At 63.5% G+C, this 16,696-nt stretch carries 14 protein-coding genes; 6 read left to right on the top strand and 8 right to left on the bottom strand.

The annotated features are described in order from the left end of the window. Window positions 1-18: 18 nt before the first annotated feature. The 8 genes from Q0562_RS02230 to Q0562_RS02195 all read right to left on the bottom strand — a co-directional run bounded on the left by Q0562_RS02230 (window position 19) and on the right by Q0562_RS02195 (window position 10,106). On the bottom strand, window positions 19-4,203 hold the full coding sequence (locus Q0562_RS02230) for a translocation/assembly module TamB domain-containing protein (protein WP_298640590.1): 4,185 nt from the start codon (window positions 4,201-4,203) through the stop codon (window positions 19-21). Between the two features lie 45 nt (window positions 4,204-4,248). Continuing rightward, window positions 4,249-4,680, bottom strand: coding sequence for a tetratricopeptide repeat protein (locus Q0562_RS02225; protein WP_298640587.1), 432 nt, complete (start codon window positions 4,678-4,680; stop codon window positions 4,249-4,251). A gap of 26 nt (window positions 4,681-4,706) precedes the next feature. Next, window positions 4,707-5,102 carry a type II toxin-antitoxin system VapC family toxin gene (locus Q0562_RS02220; protein ID WP_298640583.1) on the bottom strand — a complete coding sequence of 132 codons (396 nt, stop codon included), beginning with the start codon at window positions 5,100-5,102 and terminating at the stop codon, window positions 4,707-4,709. After that, window positions 5,099-5,353, bottom strand: coding sequence for a hypothetical protein (locus Q0562_RS02215; protein ID WP_298640580.1), 255 nt, complete (start codon window positions 5,351-5,353; stop codon window positions 5,099-5,101). The genes Q0562_RS02220 and Q0562_RS02215 overlap by 4 nt, the downstream gene beginning before the upstream one ends. A 291-nt stretch (window positions 5,354-5,644) precedes the next feature. Next, the gene (locus Q0562_RS02210; protein ID WP_298640577.1) at window positions 5,645-7,459 is read right to left on the bottom strand and encodes an autotransporter assembly complex family protein; all 1,815 of its coding nucleotides are present in this window, start codon (window positions 7,457-7,459) and stop codon (window positions 5,645-5,647) included. Between the two features lie 21 nt (window positions 7,460-7,480). Beyond that, window positions 7,481-9,019 carry a murein biosynthesis integral membrane protein MurJ gene (gene murJ / locus Q0562_RS02205; RefSeq protein ID WP_298640574.1) on the bottom strand — a complete coding sequence of 513 codons (1,539 nt, stop codon included), beginning with the start codon at window positions 9,017-9,019 and terminating at the stop codon, window positions 7,481-7,483. Continuing rightward, on the bottom strand, window positions 9,019-9,861 hold the full coding sequence (gene metF, locus Q0562_RS02200) for a methylenetetrahydrofolate reductase [NAD(P)H] (RefSeq protein ID WP_298640572.1): 843 nt from the start codon (window positions 9,859-9,861) through the stop codon (window positions 9,019-9,021). The genes murJ and metF overlap by 1 nt, the downstream gene beginning before the upstream one ends. 11 nt (window positions 9,862-9,872) lie before the next feature. Beyond that, the gene (locus Q0562_RS02195; protein ID WP_298640569.1) at window positions 9,873-10,106 is read right to left on the bottom strand and encodes a hypothetical protein; all 234 of its coding nucleotides are present in this window, start codon (window positions 10,104-10,106) and stop codon (window positions 9,873-9,875) included. A gap of 164 nt (window positions 10,107-10,270) precedes the next feature. Here Q0562_RS02195 and Q0562_RS02190 point away from each other — a divergent pair, with 164 nt between their 5' ends. The 6 genes from Q0562_RS02190 (at window position 10,271) to Q0562_RS02165 (ending at window position 16,692) form a co-directional block, all read left to right on the top strand. Then, the gene (locus Q0562_RS02190; protein ID WP_298640566.1) at window positions 10,271-11,620 is read left to right on the top strand and encodes a DEAD/DEAH box helicase; all 1,350 of its coding nucleotides are present in this window, start codon (window positions 10,271-10,273) and stop codon (window positions 11,618-11,620) included. A gap of 413 nt (window positions 11,621-12,033) precedes the next feature. Continuing rightward, window positions 12,034-13,203, top strand: coding sequence for a carboxynorspermidine decarboxylase (gene nspC, locus Q0562_RS02185; RefSeq protein WP_298640563.1), 1,170 nt, complete (start codon window positions 12,034-12,036; stop codon window positions 13,201-13,203). Between the two features lie 19 nt (window positions 13,204-13,222). Then, window positions 13,223-13,993, top strand: coding sequence for a metallophosphoesterase (locus Q0562_RS02180; RefSeq protein WP_298640560.1), 771 nt, complete (start codon window positions 13,223-13,225; stop codon window positions 13,991-13,993). Window positions 13,994-14,047: 54 nt separating this feature from the next. Further along, window positions 14,048-14,725 (top strand): lysophospholipid acyltransferase family protein, encoded by a 678-nt coding sequence (locus Q0562_RS02175; RefSeq protein ID WP_298640557.1) that lies wholly within the window; start codon window positions 14,048-14,050, stop codon window positions 14,723-14,725. Next, window positions 14,722-15,657 carry a phosphatidate cytidylyltransferase gene (locus tag Q0562_RS02170; protein WP_298640555.1) on the top strand — a complete coding sequence of 312 codons (936 nt, stop codon included), beginning with the start codon at window positions 14,722-14,724 and terminating at the stop codon, window positions 15,655-15,657. The genes Q0562_RS02175 and Q0562_RS02170 overlap by 4 nt, the downstream gene beginning before the upstream one ends. 120 nt (window positions 15,658-15,777) lie before the next feature. Continuing rightward, window positions 15,778-16,692 carry a hypothetical protein gene (locus tag Q0562_RS02165; protein ID WP_298640552.1) on the top strand — a complete coding sequence of 305 codons (915 nt, stop codon included), beginning with the start codon at window positions 15,778-15,780 and terminating at the stop codon, window positions 16,690-16,692. The last annotated feature ends 4 nt before the right edge of the window (window positions 16,693-16,696 follow it).

Genomic DNA, 16,696 nt, shown 5'->3' with positions numbered 1-16,696 from the left:
GCCCCGCCTGCGGGCGGTTCAGTCTTTTTCAAATTCGTAGAGGAAGTCGATGGCGTTGCCGTTGCCGCCGTCTTTGCCGCCTGCGCCCGCGCTGGCTTCAACGCTGAAGCGTTTGTTGATCTGGTAGCGGGCGATGAATTGGGTCGCGCCGGTGAAGAAGTTGCTTTTCATGCCGACGTAGATGTCGGCGGTGAGGTATTTGCCCGCTTTGAGGCCGCTGACGCCGAGGTCGAACACATCCAGCCCCGTCTGTTTGCCGATGCCGCCGCCGGGCAGGATGCCGCCCAGCGACAGGCTGGCGGCGGTTTGCAGGAGCGCTTCGTTGTCCATGGTGCCGTCCGGCGATTTGCCGAAGAGGAGGTAGGAGAGGATGGCGGAATCCGGCATTTTCGGGGTGGAGGTGAGTTTCAGGCGCAGGCGGTCCAATTGGCCGGTGATGGCGGCGCCGACCTGGATGTCTTTGTTGTCGATGTTGCGCAGGGCGAGGATGTCGATGGTGGGGTTGGCGATGCTGCCGCCACTGTAGGTGGCGCGGCCGTGCTTGATGTCGAGTTCCTGGCCGTAGAGCTGGTAGATGCCGCTCGCGACTTCGATGGTGCCTTTGGCGGTGAGCGGGCGTTTCGGGCGCTCGCTGATGGTGATGCCGCCTTTCAGGCGGATGTCGATGTCTTTGCTTTTGAAGTACACCTTGTCGCCCAGGGTCACGGCGATGTCCGCCTTGAAGGGCACGGGCGGCGCGGCCGCCAGGCGTTTTTTGGCGGCGTCTTCTTTGCTTTCGCCTTCCCCAAGCACGACGACGTCTTCAGAGATGTCCACACCGCTGCTGGTGTCGGGGATGGAGATGTTGGCTTTGGGGACGTGGATTTTGCCCTGCACGTCGATGCCGTCTGTGGGGTCGATGCGGATTTTGAAGTCCGGGCTGATGGTGATCTGCATTTTTTTGCTGTTCGCAATCAGCATGTTGCGCCCGTTCAGGCGCAGGTCGAGGCGGGTGGGGGCGAGGTTGAGGCTGCCCGTGGTGTCGAGGTTGCCGTCCGGGGTGCCGATGTTGCCGTTGATGTCGATTTGCCCGCTGCGCGCGGCGCTGAGTTTGAGGCGGATGTTGTTGAGTTCGGTGGCGTATTCGGGGATTTTCAGGCTGCCGCCGTCGAGTTGCAGGCTGCCGCTCGCGACCGGGGCGCGGACGGTGCCGCCGAGGTTGAGGGTGCCGCTGACGCGGCCTTTGAGTTCGCTCGCTTTGGGGATGAAGGCGCGGTATTTGCCGATGTCGGGCAGGTTGAGGCTGATGTCGCCGCTCAGGTTTTGCCGGCGGTAGTCGCTGATGCGGGCGTGGCCGTTGATTTGGCCGTTGTCGCCCATGTCGATGGCGAGGGTGCTCTCGGCCTGTTTGTCGGTGAAGCGGGTGGCAAGGCGCGCGGTTTTGAGCGGCAGGTTGAGCGGCGGCTGGCCTTTGGCGCGGATGGTGATGTTGCCGGGTTTGAGTTGCAGGTCGGCATCGCCCCGGATTTGGCCACTGGCGCTGCGGGTGAGGTTGCCGTTGCCGGTGAGGACGGTGTTGAGCGAGACGCTGGCCGGCAGGTGTTTGCCGAGGCTTTTCGGGTTGATTTCGCGGATGCGGTAGGCGAGTTCGGTTTGTTTGTCGTGTTTGAGGTCGAGGCAGAGGCTGCTGTATTGGTCGGCGAGGCAGAGGTCGCGCACGGCGAGGTTTTTCGCGCCGAGTTGCAGGGCGGCGCGCTGTTGCAGGCGCAGGGTGTTGTCGTAGGCGGCGAGTTCGAGGGTGCTGAGGTCGCCGCGCCATTGGTCGGCAGCGCTGAAGCCGCCCTGCATGGCGAGTTTGAGGTTGGCTTCGCCGCCGGTGGTCGCGAGGTTGAGGCGGTGGTTTTGGTAGGTGCCGTCGGTGGTGAGCTGGATGCTCTGCCAGCGCTGGCCGCCCGTTTGTACGCCGCCGAGCCGGATGTCGTTGCGGTAGCTGCCGCCGGGTTTGTGCGCGGTGTCGAGGTCGGCGTGCAGGCTGGCGATTTTGTGCGCGCCCCAGGCGAGGTTTTTGCCGCTGAGTTGGCTCCGGATGGTGGGGGTTTTCAGGCTGCCGCCGAGTTTGCCTTTGCCGCTGAGGCTGCCGCCGAGGCCGGGGTAGAAGGCGGCGAGTTGTCCGGCGTCGGCGGTGTAGTCGAGGTCGAGGGTGTCGCCGTGCAGTTTGCCGCCGGCGGTGAGGTGGTTGTCGCCGAGGCGCAGGTCGAGGGCGGTGAGGTCGAGGTTTGTGCCGTCGAGTGTGATGGCGGCGTTGCCGCTGAGCGGCTGTTTGCGCCAGTTGCCGCGCAGTTTGGTGATGCTGGCGGTGAGGGTGGTTTTGTGGTCGCGGTAGCCGCCTTTGCTCGCGAGTTCGGCGCTGATGCTGCTGTTTTGCAGGGCTTTGAGCAGCGGCCAGTCGCCGGGGTGCAGGTTGTCGGCAGTCGCGCGGGCGTCCCAGGCGACGTGCGGCAGGTAGTCGGCGCTGCCGGTGAGGTGGAGGTTGCCTTGCAGGCTGCGGATGGCGAAGTCGATGTTTTCGACGCGGTGCAGCGGGTCGAGGGTGGCGGTGCCTTTGAGGGTGAGCGGCGGGTAGTGTCTGCCGCGCGCGTCGCCGCTGATGCTGACGGCGAGGCGGTTGTAGGGGCCGGTGAAGCGGGCGCTGCCCTGTTTGGCGGCGGTGATGGGGCGCTGTTTGTCGCCGACGGTGAGGTTTTGCCAGTTGAGCTCGCCGTCGAGGGTCGGGGCGAGGAGGTTGCCGCCGAGGTGGACGCGCGCCTTGATGTCGCCTGCGATGATGGGCACGAGGCGTTCGAGGGCGGGCGCGCTGAGGTCGAGGTCGAGGTCGGCGCGCTCCGGCGCGGCGCTGCCGTTGGCGCGCAGGCTGTTGCCGGCAAGGGTGAGTTGCAGGGCGCGGATGTCGAGGCGGCGGTTTTGGTAGTCGAGGCTGCCGCCGCCGCTGACGGGGTGGTTTTGCCAGCGGCCTTTGAGGTTTTCGATGGTGAGGGCGGCGCGGCCGTCGCCGCCGTGGGTGGTGATGTCGCCGTCGAGTTGCAGGTCGAGGTTGGTGTTGTATTTTCTGCTGTCGATGTCGCGGATGCTGAGGGTGCCGTGCCAGGCGGGGCTGCCGCTGAAATCGGCGTCGCCGCTGTATGCGACGCTGCCGCCGAGGGCGGCGAGGTTGAGGCGGGTGTTTTTCAGGGCAACGCCGTGGATGTCGGTGTCGAGGGTGAGGTGCGCGGGCGGGGCGTCGGGGTGGTTGTAGGCGGCGTCGAGGGTGGCGTGCAGGGCGTCGAAGTTGCCGCCGAGGGTGAGGCTGCCGTCGCTGCGGTGTTCCCCGTAGGCGAGGCCGTGCCAGGCGAGGGTGCCGTGCAGGCGGCGGTTTGCGAGGTCGATATTGCCGTCAAGGTCGATGCCGCCCGCCGCCGTGCCGCCGAGGGTGAGGCTGAGGCGGGGCTTGAGCAGGCTTTGTTGCCAGTCGAGGGCGAGGGTTTGCGGCGGGGTGGTGAGCGGGGTGTCGCCGCCGAGTTTGAGGGTGAGCGGGTAGTCGTCGCGGGTGGTGAGGGTGGCGTCGAGGTCGAAGCTGCCTTTGTCGGTACGGGCGCTGCCGCGCGTGGTGAGGGTGCTGTCGCGGTAGGCGGCGGCAAGTTCGGCGGTCTCGATGTGCAGCAGGGGTTTGTTGGCTTGCTGAATGGTGATGTTGGCGAGGTTGAGGCGGTCGAGGTTGAGGGTAACGGGCAGGTCGATGGCGGGCAGTCGGGCGGGGATGCCCGCCGCTTCGTCGTTTTTTGCGGTGTCGCGCGCCGGCGGCAGGGTGATGCCGGCGTCGCTCAGGGCGACTTCTGCCAGGTGGATGTTGCCGCGCAGCAACTCGCCCGCGCGCAGGTCGAGGTGCAGTTCGGCGGCGCGGATGTCGAGGCCGCCGCCGCTGAGGTGCAGGTTCTGCCAGCGCTGGCTGCCGAGCAGGGTGCCGTCGAGCTGGTCGTAGCTGAGGGTGTAGGGGGTGAAGCGGTTGATAAGTTTGGGCAGTTGGCGGTAGCCGCTGGAGGTGCCGAGCAGCCAGTAGGCGAGCGCGAGGGTGAGGAGGAGGAGGGTGAGCAGGGTCAGCAGGGTGCGCTTGATAAGGCGACACCAGCGGCGGGGGCGGCGCGGCGCAGGGATGGGGGCTTGCTCGGCGGTGGTCGGGGTGGTGGTCATGGCGGGTGTGCGGTTGGTTGGGGGTGGGCAGGTCTCGCGGGGCGGTTATAGCGGGTTGCCGCTGTCGAGTCTTTTCAGCGCGTCTTTCGCCGCTTGGAAGTTTTGGGCGGCGGATTTTTCCAGCCATGCCCGCGCTTTACCGTAGTCCCCGGCAACACCCCGCCCCGCGAAGTACGCCACGCCCAGGGCGGTTTGTGCCGCAGCGTCGCCTTGTGCAGCGGATTTTTCGTACCACATCAGGGCTTTGCCACCATCCTGGACGACGCCCTGTCCTTTGCGATACATCCGGGCAAGTTTAAATTGCGCTTCGGCATCGCCCGCTTGCGCCAGTTGTTCGTATTTTTGGCAGGCGGTGCTGTAGTCACGCTGTTCGCAGGCGGTGTCGGCGGCTGTCAGTTCGGCTTCTGCTTCCGCTTCACTGAGGGCGTGGGCGGTGGCGGCGAGGAGGGCGAGCAGGCAGAGGGCGGTTTTTTTCATGGCAGTCCTTGTGTGTGAGCGGGGTTTCAGTCGTGCAGCCAGTCTTCCCATTGCAGTCCGGCGATGCGTGAGAATTCGCGCACGTTGTGGGTGATAAGGGTGAGGCGATGGCTGAGAGTTTGCGCGGCAATCAGCAAGTCGAAGTTACCGATAGGTGTGCCGAGTCGTTCGAGTTCGGTGCGGATACGGCCTGCTCGTTGCGCATCTTCGGCGGTAAAAGGAAGGACGGGGAAAGGTAGTTTTTCTATATTGCGCAGGTTTTCCGTCGTTTTCATACTTTTATAAGCACCATAGTAGAGTTCCATTAGCACGATGCTTGATAGGGCAAATTGTTCGGGTGGGCTTTGTCGCAAGCGTGCGGTCAGTTCGGGATGGCGCTTGTTCAAGGCAATGACGCTATTGGTATCCAGCAAGTATTTCATTTGAAGGTGTCCCCAAAGTCGCGTTCTTGCGGATGTTCCCGCTGCTCTTGTTGCAGAGCCTCGACGGCGGCAATGAAGTCGTCATCAAACGGGGTCAGGTCGTCCAGCCATGCCCAGCCGTCGCTGAGGGGTTCGAGGATGACCTGGTTGCCTTCGCGGCGGATGCGGACTTCGTGCCCGGCGAAGCGGTATTCTTCGGGCAGGCGCACGGTCTGGCCGTGTTCGCTTTCGATGAGTTGGGCGGTGGTCATGGCGGGTTTCTCCTGGTTGTGGCGGGTAGGTGCGCGGTTGTGCCGCTTGGCGGAATTTGAAGGCAGGCGGGAAGCCGATGTTTATCCCGCTTCGCGGTTGGTGTCGCTTCGCGGATTTAATTTGCCACCCTCTCCCCAAATCCTCCCACACGGGAGAGGGGTTTTTGTCTTGTGCAAGCGGGAAAGTCCGCAGTCATCCTGCTTGGCGGGGTTTCCCCTTCCGGGCTTCGCAAGCGGGGGAAGGCTGTGGTTGTCCGCCTGGCGGTTGTTCACGCTGCCGCGCGGTGGTGGTCAGAGGTCGAGTTCGGCGCCAATGCTGATGTGCAGGCGGATGTTGTCGCCGTATTGTTTGTCGAAGCCGTGCCCGACGTCCACTTTGATGGGGCCGACGGGCGATTGCCAGTGTACGCCCGCGCCCGCCCCGACGCGTATTTTGAAGTCATCCACCCAGGCGTCGCCGCCGTCCACGAAGGCTGCTACCGCCCAGTCGGGCTTGAAGTAGTATTCGTATTCGAGGCTGCCCACGCCGAGGTAGCGCCCGCCGATGTTGTTGCCTTCGCTATCGCGGGCGCCGATGTTTTCGAAGGCATAGCCACGGATGCTGCGGTCGCCGCCTGCGAAGTAGCGCAGGCTGGGCGGGATGCGGTCAAAGTTGTCCGTCCAGCTGGCGCCGAGGCCGGCGCGGGCAATGAGGCGCTGTTTTTCGCCGATGCTTTGCAGGTAGCGCGCGTCGATGTTGCCCTGGACAAGGTTAGCGTCCGAGAGCAGGGCTTTGCCGGCGGCGAGCAGGCCGAAGCGGAACTGGTAGCCGTCTTTGGGGTTCAGGCGGTTTTTGGTCGAGGTGTAGGTCCACTGGCCTTGCGGGTAAACGAGCAGGGTTTTGCCGTCTGTCTGGCCGATTTTGTATTTTTCCCAGGCGGCGACGAGGCCGTAGCGGTGCTCCCAGTCGCCGAGGCGGAAGTTGTAGCCGCCTTCGCCGAAGAGTTTGCGGCTGTCGTAGTTGTCGGTTTTGATGTGCCCGCCCAGGCGGAAGTAGTAGTAGTCGCTGGTGGGGTTTTGCGCGGGGATGCGGTAGAGGGTGTCAAGGCTGCTGTTTTTCTTGGAGGCGTAGAGTTTGCTGCTGAACTGGTGCCCCCGGCTGTTCACCCAGCGGCGGTCGAATTCGACTTTGCCGCGCACGCCGCCGTCGGTGGAGTAGCCGACGCCGAGGACGTAGTGTTTGTTTTCGTCCATGGTGAGTTGGGCGTTGACGGGGACGGTTTTGGTGGTGCGGTTGGGTTCGTCGCCCACGAGGGCTTCGGCGAAGTAGCCGCTGCCTTGCAGGTCTTGTTGCAGGGTGGCGACGTCGGAAGACAGGTAGGGCTGGCCGGGTTTGAACTGGACGAAGCGTTGCAGCAGGTCGGGGTCAAGCGGGGTGTCGTTGAAGTCAACCGCTTCGAAGGTGTAGCGCATACCGCTGTCGAGGATGAGGTTGACTTCGGCGGTGTTGTCCGCCGGGTTGACCTGGACGTTGTGTTCGCGGAATTCGGCGTCGAAGTAGCCGCGCGCGCTGGCGAGCGCCGCGAGCCGCGCTTTGTAGGTTTCGTAGGTTTCGTGGTTGAGGGCGCCGCCCTGTTTTAAGGGGTTGTCGGCGAGTACTTCCCGGAAGGCTTCGTCCTGCGCCGCTTCTCCGGTGATTTGTACGTTGACCTTGCTCAGTTGGGTGACCCGGTTCTGGTGCACGGTGTAGGTGATGCGCAGGCCGTCGCCTTCGTCCTGAACGTGCGCGTCCACTTCGCTGTTGTAGTAACCGAAGGGTTGTTGGGAGCGGCGGATTTCTTCGCGGCCGTTTTCGATGAGGTACTGGATGTAGTCGGGTTGGTCGATTTTTTCGCCGACGGATTTTTCCAGGGTGAGGTAGGTTTTGGCGTTGTCGTGTTGCTGGATGTTGTCAATGCCGCGTATGTCAATGTCGAGGATGGTTTTGCCCATGAGGTCGGCGGTGCCGGTTTGCGCGGGCGCGGCGGTGTCTGCGGTTTTGGCTTTGACGGCGGGTTTGGCCGGTTTGGCGTGCAGGGGCAGGGCGAGCAGGGCGGTGAGGAAGGCGGTGAGCAGGGGGTGTTGCATGGTGTCGTTCCTTGGGTTGGGTCAGCCCAGTTTGAGTTGCCGCCAGCGCAGGCCGAGCGCGAGCAGGGCGGCGGTGTAGCCGAGTATGCCGATGCCGATGAGCAGGAGGAGGTCGCGCAGGCGCAGGAAGGCGGTTTTGTCCAGCCAGGCGGCGGGGTCGCCTTGCAGGGTGTAGAGGATGGAGGCAAGGGCGGCGTTGGCCATGAGGACGCGCAGGGCGAAGCCCCAGGCGCCGCTTTTCAGGCTGACGCCCGCACGGTAGAGGTACCAGGCGAGCAGGGCCATGTTGGCCAGTGCGGCGATGCTGCTTGCTGCCGCCAGGCCGACGTGTTTGTAGGGGCCGCTGAGGATGAGGGCGCAGAGGATGTTCAGCAGCATGGCGCTGATGCCGGCTTTAACCGGCGTTTTGGTGTCGTGGCGGGCGTAGAAGGCGGGGGCGAGGACTTTCACCATGATGTGAAAGAGGGCACCGATGCCATAGGCGCGCAGGCTGAGGGTGGTCATTTCGACGTAGTGGGCGTCAAAACGGCCGCCGTAGAGCAGGCTGGAGATGATGGCAGGGGCAAGGGCGATGAGACCAACGGCAGCGGCGCTGCCGACAAGAAAGCCCCAGCGCAGGGCCCAGTCAAGGGTGAGGGCGAATTGGGCGTCGTTGGCGGCAGCGCGCAGGGCACTGAGGCGCGGCAGGATGACGGTGCCGAGGGCGACGCCGATGAGACCGACAGGCAGTTCGACGAGGCGGTCGGAGTAGTACAGCCAGGAAATGCTGCCGGTGACGAGCCAGGAGGCAAGGTAGGTGTTGATCAGCACGGTGAGCTGGCCGACCGATGAGCCGAAGAGGGTCGGCAGCATCAGTTTGAGGATGCGGCGCACACCGCTGTGCCGCCAGCCCCAGCGCGGGCGCAGCAGCATGCCGCATTTCCACAGGAAGGGCAGTTGCAGGGCAAGCTGGGCGATGCCGCCAATAAGCACCGCCCAGGCGAGCTCCATGCCGTAGAGGCCGTGCGTTGGGGTAGCGTGGTAGTGTCGCCACAGGCAGGCGGCGATGAGGGTGATGTTCAGGAGGACGGGGGTTAGCGCCGGGATGCCAAACTGACCGAAGGTGTTGAGGACGCCGCCCGCCATTGCGGTAAGCGAGATGAGCAGGATGTAGGGGAACATAAGGCGCAGCATGTCGCTCGCCAGCAGGTATTGGTCGGGCCGTTCGCTCAAGCCGCTGGCGACCAGGGCAATGACGGTCGAGGAGAAGAGGACGCCGAGTGCCGTTACCGCCAGCAGGATGCCAAGCAGGGTGCCGCTGGTGTGGCGCAGCAGGTCTTTCAGTTCTTCGGGGTGCTCGGTGCGCGTCGCCGAGAAGACGGGAACAAAGGCGTTGGCAAAGCTGCCTTCGGCGAAGAAGCGGCGCAGGGTGTTGGGGATGCGCAGCGCGGCGTAGAAGGCATCCGTGACCACGGCGTCGAAGTAACGCGCCACCAGCATATCGCGCAGCAGACCGAGGACGCGTGAAGCAAGCGTCATTACGGCGAAGACGGCGGACGATCTGCCGAGCGATGCGGCCATCAGTGCCAGCCCAGGCGGGTGCAGATTTCGTGAATAAGGTCGGCGCGGTTCATACTGTAAAAATGCAGCGCCGGCACACCTTCGCCAATCAGCCGTTCACACATCTGAGCGACTATGTCTGCGCCAAAATCACAGAGGGCGGGAATGTCATCCTGCAAGGCTTCCAGACGTTTACGCAGCCAGCGCGGGATTTCCGCCCCGCAGGCGTCGGAGAAGCGGCTTAGTTGCACGTAATTGCTGATCGGCATGATGCCCGGCACCAGTGGGATTTCGACGCCCAACGCCTGCACATCGTCACGGAAACGCAGATAGGCGTCGGCGTTGTAAAAATACTGGGTGACGGCGTCGGTCGCACCAGCCATCACCTTTTCGCGGAAAGCATGCAAATCCTCGGCGGGCGTACGCGCACGCGGATGCACCTCAGGGTAGGCGGCAACGCAAATGCGCGCGTTCTCGCCCCACAGTTGGCGGACGTATGACACCAGCTGGGTGGCCGTCGTAAAACCGGCATTTTCAAATGCACCGGAAGGCATATCGCCACGCAATGCCATCAGGCGGTTAATGCCCAGTGCCTGATAATCATCGAGCAGGGTGCGGATTTCCGCTTCCGTTGAAGCGACGCAGGTCAAATGCGGCATCACCGGCGGACCATTCTCGGCGCACATCCTGGCCACCAGATTCATGGTGCGGTCACGCGTACTGCCGCCTGCCCCATACGTTACCGAAAAATACTCAAACTGAAATACTGCCAAATCGCAGCGCACTGCTGCCAGCTTCTCTGCCCCTTCCGGCGTCGCCGTCGGGAAAAACTCGCAACTGAGGGGAACCCTGGTAACCGACACAAAACACTCCTTTAACGCTTGAACCTGGCGGGCTTGATATAAAGAACAAGATTGCTCTTCACCTTATAATCGCGCCCGTTCACATCGCGGAAACGATAAAAACCCTTACCGTCCAACTTGGGTGAATTTTTGGCATAAAGCACATCGCCCGCCATCATCTTGACCTCATACAGCCCCTGCTCGCTACGCAGGGCACACGCCTGCACCAGCAGAGGCAACACAACGAAAAACACCAGCTTTTTCATGAATGCAGTCCGGCTGAAAAAAAGAAAAGGGAATTGGCGCGGCAGTATAACAGAGGCACAAAACCCCGCGCGCAAAAAGCCCGGCGGGGCGGGCAAATGACCGCTACATGAAAAAACAGTATAATTTTCCGTTACGAAAATCCTTCCAAAAACAAGGACACCACATGGCAGAAAACCACACCACCGCTACCACGTTCAGCAGCCTGCCCATCCACGAGGCCATCCAGGAAGCGCTGGAAGACAACCACCTCACCCACACCACGCCGATACAGGAAAGAACCCTGCCACTGACCCTCAGTGGGCACGATGTCATGGGGCTGGCGCAAACCGGTACCGGCAAAACCGCCGCCTTCCTCATCTCGCTCTACCACTACCTGCTCACCAACCCCGTCCACCCCAAAGCCAAAGGCCCGTGGGCGATCGTGCTCGCGCCGACGCGCGAACTCGCCGTGCAAATCAAGAAAGACGCCGACCAGATCGGTGCTTACACCGGCCTGAACAGCCTCGCCATCTACGGCGGTGTCAACATCGAACACCAGAAAAACCTGCTCGACAACGCCCCCATCGACATCATCATCGGCACGCCGGGGCGCATCATCGACCTCTACAAACAGAAAAGCATCCGCCTGAAAAACATCGAAGTCTGCGTGCTGGACGAAGCCGACCGCATGTTCGACCTCGGCTTCATCGATGATGTGCGCTACCTGCTGCGGCAAATGCCGCCCGCGCACGAACGCCTCAACCTCCTCTTCTCGGCGACGATGGCGGAAAAAGTGCGCGAACTCGCCTACGAATACTTCAACGCGCCGGACACCGTCAGCATCGACAGCGCACACGGCACCGCCGACAACATCGAGCAGCGTCTTTACCACACCGCCAAGCACGAAAAAACGCCGCTGCTCATCGGCATCCTGAACAAAGAAAAACCGGCGCGCAGCATGATCTTCCTCAACACCAAGCGCGACCTCGAACGCCTCTCCATCGTGCTGGAAGCGAACGGCTACCCTAACGCCGCCCTCTCCGGCGACATCCCGCAGAAAAAACGCGAAAAAATCATCAAGGACTTCCAGAGCGGCGCGATCAACATCGTCGTTGCCACCGACGTCGCTGCGCGCGGCCTGCACATCCCCGACATCACCCACGTCTTCAACTACGACCTGCCGCAAGTCGCCGAAGATTATGTACACCGCATCGGCCGCACCGCGCGCGCCGGTGCCTCCGGCACCGCCATCAGCTTTGCCTGCGAAGAATACGTGTACTCCCTGCCGGAAATCGAACACTACATTCACGGCAAAATCCCGACCCTGCCGCTGGACGAAGACCTGCTTGCCGACGTCGTGCCGCCGAGCGAAGAAGCCTTGCAGGCGCTCAACGAACAAAAAGCCGAACGCCTTACGCGCAGCGGCAACCGCCGCAGCGACCGCCAGCCGCGCGGCAAGCCGGAAAACCACCGCAACCGCCGCCGCAACCCGCACCACAGCCCCGGCACCGACGAACCGAACGGCAACCACTGACGCAATAAAGGATAAAGCAAGGAGGACATGGGGCCGCCTTAGGGTCTGCTGACATTCGACTTGCGCAGCGGACTTTGTGGCAAAAACGGCAGGTGCAAGGCAAAAAGCGCAGTAAGGTTGACTACCTTGCGAGCATTTTTAACGCAGCAGATGCCGGATTTTGACGAAAAAGCCGCCGCAATGTTGCGTGTCAACAGACCTTAAACAGACCGCTTGCGGAAATATGCCGGGGATTCGCCAAGCCCACGCGAGGTTTTCTTTGCGTTTGCGCGCGGCGCAAGCCGCCGTGCAGACGATGGACGGCACGGCCGCTTTGCCGCCCGCCGCCGTTCATGAGCGGCGGCAAACCCCGCCGCCCGGCGGCGGAACTTTTATAATGCGCGCTTTGCGCTACATCAATTCAGGAATCCGCCATGACCCTTTTGCACGATACCTTTCGCCGCCTCGATACCGGCCGCCTGCCGACGCCGTGTTACGTCGTCGATGCCGCCCTGCTCGAACGCAATCTGCAACTGCTGCACCGCGTGCAGCGGGAAAGCGGAGCGAAGGTGCTGCTGGCGCTGAAAGGCTTCGCCATGTTCCATTATGCGCCGCTCATTGCCCGCTATTTGTCCGGCGTGAGCGCCAGCGGCCTGCATGAAGCGAAACTCGGCCGCGAGTATTTCGGCGGCGAGGTGCACACCTTCGCCGCCGCTTATCCGCCGGCGGACATGGCGGAGGTGCTGGCGCTCTCCGATCACGTCATCTTCAACTCGTTCAGCCAATGGCAGCGCTACCGCGAGCAGGCGCTTACTGCTGCCAAACATAAGCCGCTGCACTTTGGCCTGCGCATCAATCCACAACAATCGGAAGGTACAGTAGAAATCTACGATCCCAGCGCCCCCGGCTCACGCCTCGGCATCGTGCGCGAGGCCTTCCGCCCGGAACTGCTGGACGGCATCAGCGGCCTGCATTTCCACAATCTTTGCGAGCAGGACGTGCCGCCGCTGCAACGCACCCTCGCCGCCGTCGAGCGGCAGTTCGGCGAATTCCTGCCGCAGATGCAGTGGGTGAATTTCGGCGGCGGGCACCACATCACCCGCGAGGATTATCAGGTGGACGAACTCATCGCCCTCATCCGCGCCTTCCGCGACCGCTGGGGGGTGGAGGTCATCCTGGAGCCGGGCGAGGCGATCGCCATCAACACCGGGGTGTATGTGACCGAGGTGCTGGACCTCACCAAAAACGGCATCAACATCGCCATCATCGACGGCTCTTGCAGCGCGCACCTGCCGGATGTGCTGGAAATGCCCTACCGCCCGGATGTGCTCGGCGGCAGTCTGCCGCGCGACAAGGCCCACACCTACCGTATCGGCGGCCTGACCTGCCTTGCGGGCGATGTCATCGGCGATTACAGCTTCGCCGAACCGCTTACCGTCGGCAAACGCCTTGTGTTCATGGACATGAGCCACTACACGATGGTGAAGACCAACACCTTCAACGGCGTCAAACTGCCCGCCATCGTCGCCTGGGACAGCCGCGACGACAGCCTGACCATCGTGCGCAGCTTCGGCTACGACGATTTCAAAACCCGCCTGTCCTGAAAAAACCGGGAGACCCGCAATGAACATCGGCATCCACAGCGACCTGCACACCGAGTGCAGCCTCTGCACCATCAGCAACCTGAACGAACTGGACGTGCTCGTTCTTGCAGGCGATATCGGCGACCCGGCCACCGTCCGCCTCTTCTTCGACTATCTGCGCCGCAAGGCGCCCAAACTGCCAGTGCTCTACGTCCTCGGCAACCACGAATACTACGGCTTCGCCATCAGCGAGGCGAAAGACATCTACCGCAGCATCAGCCAGGAATACGGCGTCACTCTGCTCGATGACGAAAGCACCACCATCGGCGGCATCATTTTCAGCGGCACGACGCTGTGGAGCGACTTCGCCCTCGCCGACAATCCGGCCGACGCCATGCGCTGGGCGGAAGAAGTCCTGCCGGATTTCCGCGAAATCTACGCCGACGACGGCGAACCGCTGACCCCGGCGACAATGGCCGGCCTGCACCGGCAAAGCTGCCTCTTTCTTGATGCCGCACTGCGCAAACCGGCGGAAAAACACATCGTCATCAGCCATTTCCTGCCGCGCAGCGGCCTCATCGCCAAGCGCCATTACCACCAGAAAGAGGGGCTGACCCGCTCGGCGTACTGGGCGAACGAACTGCCGGAACTCACCGCGCGCGCCGACCTGTGGGTGTACGGCCACAGCCACGACAACATCAATACCTATATCGACGGCACCCGCTTCGTCAGCAACCAGCGCGGTTGCAGCAAGGCCTACGACGGCAGCGGGCTGCGCGACTACAACCGCGAATACTACGTTGTCCTCTGAGCGCATCCCGCGCGGTCATCGCCATATATCCGTTTTTATCATGGGGGAATTTCCATGCGTCTGAAATCGCGCCGTGCGGGCGGCTGGCTCGCCCTGTTGCTGGACAAGTGCCTGTCCTGGCTGGTGATTCTCCTGACCGGTGCGCGTTCGCAGCCGCTGCCGCACCTGCGCGAGCGCACACCCGGCGGGCGGGTCTATTACGCCAACCACAACAGCCACGGCGATTTCATGATTATCTGGGTGTCGCTGCCGCTCATCCTGCGGCGGCGGGTGCGCCCGGTCGCCGCTGCCGATTATTGGCAATCCTCGCCGCTGCGCCGCTTCATCGCCCGCCAGGTGTTCGACATGGTGCTGGTTGCGCGCAAAAGCGGCGAGCCGCAGGCGGCGGTGCAGCAGATGGTGGCAGCGCTGGATGGCGGCGCGGATTTGCTGGTCTTTCCGGAAGGGACGCGCAACGGCAGCGACAATGTGCTGTTGCAGCCGTTCAAAAGCGGGATTTTTCATCTAGCGACGGCACGGCCGGAATGCGCGCTGGTGCCGGTGTGGATTCACAATATTCAGCGCGTGCTGCCGAAGGGCAGGCTGCTGCCGGTGCCGATGCTGTGCAGCGTGCGCTTCGGCCAGCCGTTCCGGGGCGGCGATTTCCCGGAGAAGGAGGATTTCCTCGCCTTCGCGCAGGCGTCGCTGCTGAATTTGCAGCCAGTCTTGCGGCATGAGGAGCGTGGGTTATGACGGAACATACCGTGCTGTGGCTGTTCGCGGCGATGCTGGCGATTCTGTGCACGGCAAGCGTGACGACGCGTGTCCTCCTCGCCCGCTGCGGCGCAACGCCGACCCTGCTCAATCTGCGCGCGCGCGTGCAGGCGTGGTGGCTGATGTCGGCGGTGCTGGCGGCGGCGTTCGCCCTGGGGCGCGGCGGCACCATCGTGCTCTTCTGGCTGGTGTCGTTCTTCGCGCTGCGCGAGTTCCTGTCGCTCTTGTACAGCCGCCGCAGCGATTACCGCGTGCTGGTGCTGTGTTACTACTTCATCCTGCCGCTGCAATACCTGCTGGTGTACCTGGGCAGTTCGAGCCTGTTCCTCACCTTTATCCCGGTCTATGCCTTCCTCTTCATGCCGATTGCCGCCTCGCTCTCCGGCGACAGCCGCTATTTTCTGAGCCGCGCGGCGACGGCGCAATGGGCGGTGATGATTGCCGTCTATTGCATCTCGCACATCCCGGCGCTGCTCAACCTGCGTGTCCCCGGCTACTCGCACAACATCCTGCTGCTGCTCTTCCTGGTGGCGGTGGTGCAGGCGAGCGACGTGCTGCAATACATCTGGGGCAAGCTGTTCGGCAGGCGCAAAATCCTGCCCGCGCTGTCGCCATCGAAAACCGTCATCGGCACCGTCGGCGGCGTGTGCAGCGCGGCGCTGCTCGGCGGCGCGCTCTACGGCATCACCCCGTTCCGCCCGGCGGAAGCCGTCGCCATTGCCTTCCTCACCTGCGTGATGGGCTTCCTTGGCGGACTGGTGATGTCGGCCATCAAGCGCGATCGCGGCGTGAAAGACTGGGGGCACCTGATCGAAGGCCACGGCGGCATGCTTGACCGCATGGATTCGCTGTGCTTCGCCGCGCCGGTATTCTTCCACTGCGTGCAGTATTTCTGGGCGGGCGGGCATTGAGCGTGGCTTCCCCGCCGCCATGCCCGCGACCGGCGGTTGCCGGGCGCCGCATACCTGTATAATCGGTAATAAAGCGATGCCCTGCACCGCACACCATTACCGCCCAGCAGACACCGAGCCATGATGACCCCACCCCGCGCCGACAACCCCCTCTACACCCGCGCCTACGCCGCCATGGAACGCGGCGACCTCGCCGCCGCGCAGCGCTATTTCGGCAAACTCATCCGCGACACCCCGCAGAACCGCCACTACCACTACATGTACGCGCTGGCCTGCAAATACCGAGGCGACTGGCAGGGCGCGCTCACCCACAACCTGCGCGCCATCGCGCTCGCCGCCGAACATGACGACGCCCCCTACTGGAACGCTGGCATCGCCGCCACCGCCCTCGGTGACTGGATAAAAGCGCGCCGCCTGTGGCGCGCCTGCGGTATCAATGTCCCCGACGGCACCGGCCCCATCAGCGGCAACTACGGCATCGCCGCCATCCGCCTGCACCCCTGGGCGGCGACGGCGGAAACCGTGCCGGCGCGGCGCATCGACCCCGTGCGTGCGCGCCTGCTCGGCGTGCCGCATCCCGCGAGCGGGCACCGCTTCGGCGACATCATCCTGCACGACAGCGTCCCCATCGGCTACCGTACCGACAACGGCATGGACATCCCCATATACAGCGAACTCGCGCGCTGGAAACCCTCGCCGTATCCCACCTACACCGCACGCGTGCGCTGCGCCGACGCCGCCGAACTGCGTCCCCTGCTTGATGACGGCGTGGGCGGCGACATCGCCTGCATCGAGGCGCGCCCTGCGGGCAGCGACGGCAGCATCACCCTCGACATCGCCGCCAAGAACCGCCTTGCCGTCGCGCAAATCCTCTGCGACTGGGCGCTTGCCGCCGAACAGCGCAGCATCGAAGGCATCGACAGCGGCGATTACCCCGTCCCCACGCTCGACGGCCGCCCGCGCTGGTGGCTGGCCCCGAAAAACGCCCCGCCGCCCGGTGGACAGCCCCACCCCGCGCCCCAAATCCACCCGTAAACCG

The sequence above is a fragment of the uncultured Cardiobacterium sp. genome (assembly GCF_938028825.1).
Taxonomy (GTDB): domain Bacteria; phylum Pseudomonadota; class Gammaproteobacteria; order Cardiobacteriales; family Cardiobacteriaceae; genus Cardiobacterium.
Note: the sequence above shows the minus strand (reverse complement) of the source record. Positions and strands in the feature narration are given on the sequence as shown.

What these genes read in the sequence shown, in the direction of transcription:
- Q0562_RS02230 (WP_298640590.1), bottom strand. Translation starts at nt 4,203, where the DNA reads ATGACCACCACCCCGACCACCGCCGAGCAAGCCCCCATCCCTGCGCCG.
- Q0562_RS02225 (WP_298640587.1), bottom strand. Translation starts at nt 4,680, where the DNA reads ATGAAAAAAACCGCCCTCTGCCTGCTCGCCCTCCTCGCCGCCACCGCC.
- Q0562_RS02220 (WP_298640583.1), bottom strand. Translation starts at nt 5,102, where the DNA reads ATGAAATACTTGCTGGATACCAATAGCGTCATTGCCTTGAACAAGCGC.
- Q0562_RS02215 (WP_298640580.1), bottom strand. Translation starts at nt 5,353, where the DNA reads ATGACCACCGCCCAACTCATCGAAAGCGAACACGGCCAGACCGTGCGC.
- Q0562_RS02210 (WP_298640577.1), bottom strand. Translation starts at nt 7,459, where the DNA reads ATGCAACACCCCCTGCTCACCGCCTTCCTCACCGCCCTGCTCGCCCTG.
- murJ (WP_298640574.1), bottom strand. Translation starts at nt 9,019, where the DNA reads ATGGCCGCATCGCTCGGCAGATCGTCCGCCGTCTTCGCCGTAATGACG.
- Q0562_RS02195 (WP_298640569.1), bottom strand. Translation starts at nt 10,106, where the DNA reads ATGAAAAAGCTGGTGTTTTTCGTTGTGTTGCCTCTGCTGGTGCAGGCG.
- Q0562_RS02190 (WP_298640566.1), top strand. Translation starts at nt 10,271, where the DNA reads ATGGCAGAAAACCACACCACCGCTACCACGTTCAGCAGCCTGCCCATC.
- nspC (WP_298640563.1), top strand. Translation starts at nt 12,034, where the DNA reads ATGACCCTTTTGCACGATACCTTTCGCCGCCTCGATACCGGCCGCCTG.
- Q0562_RS02180 (WP_298640560.1), top strand. Translation starts at nt 13,223, where the DNA reads ATGAACATCGGCATCCACAGCGACCTGCACACCGAGTGCAGCCTCTGC.
- Q0562_RS02175 (WP_298640557.1), top strand. Translation starts at nt 14,048, where the DNA reads ATGCGTCTGAAATCGCGCCGTGCGGGCGGCTGGCTCGCCCTGTTGCTG.
- Q0562_RS02170 (WP_298640555.1), top strand. Translation starts at nt 14,722, where the DNA reads ATGACGGAACATACCGTGCTGTGGCTGTTCGCGGCGATGCTGGCGATT.
- Q0562_RS02165 (WP_298640552.1), top strand. Translation starts at nt 15,778, where the DNA reads ATGATGACCCCACCCCGCGCCGACAACCCCCTCTACACCCGCGCCTAC.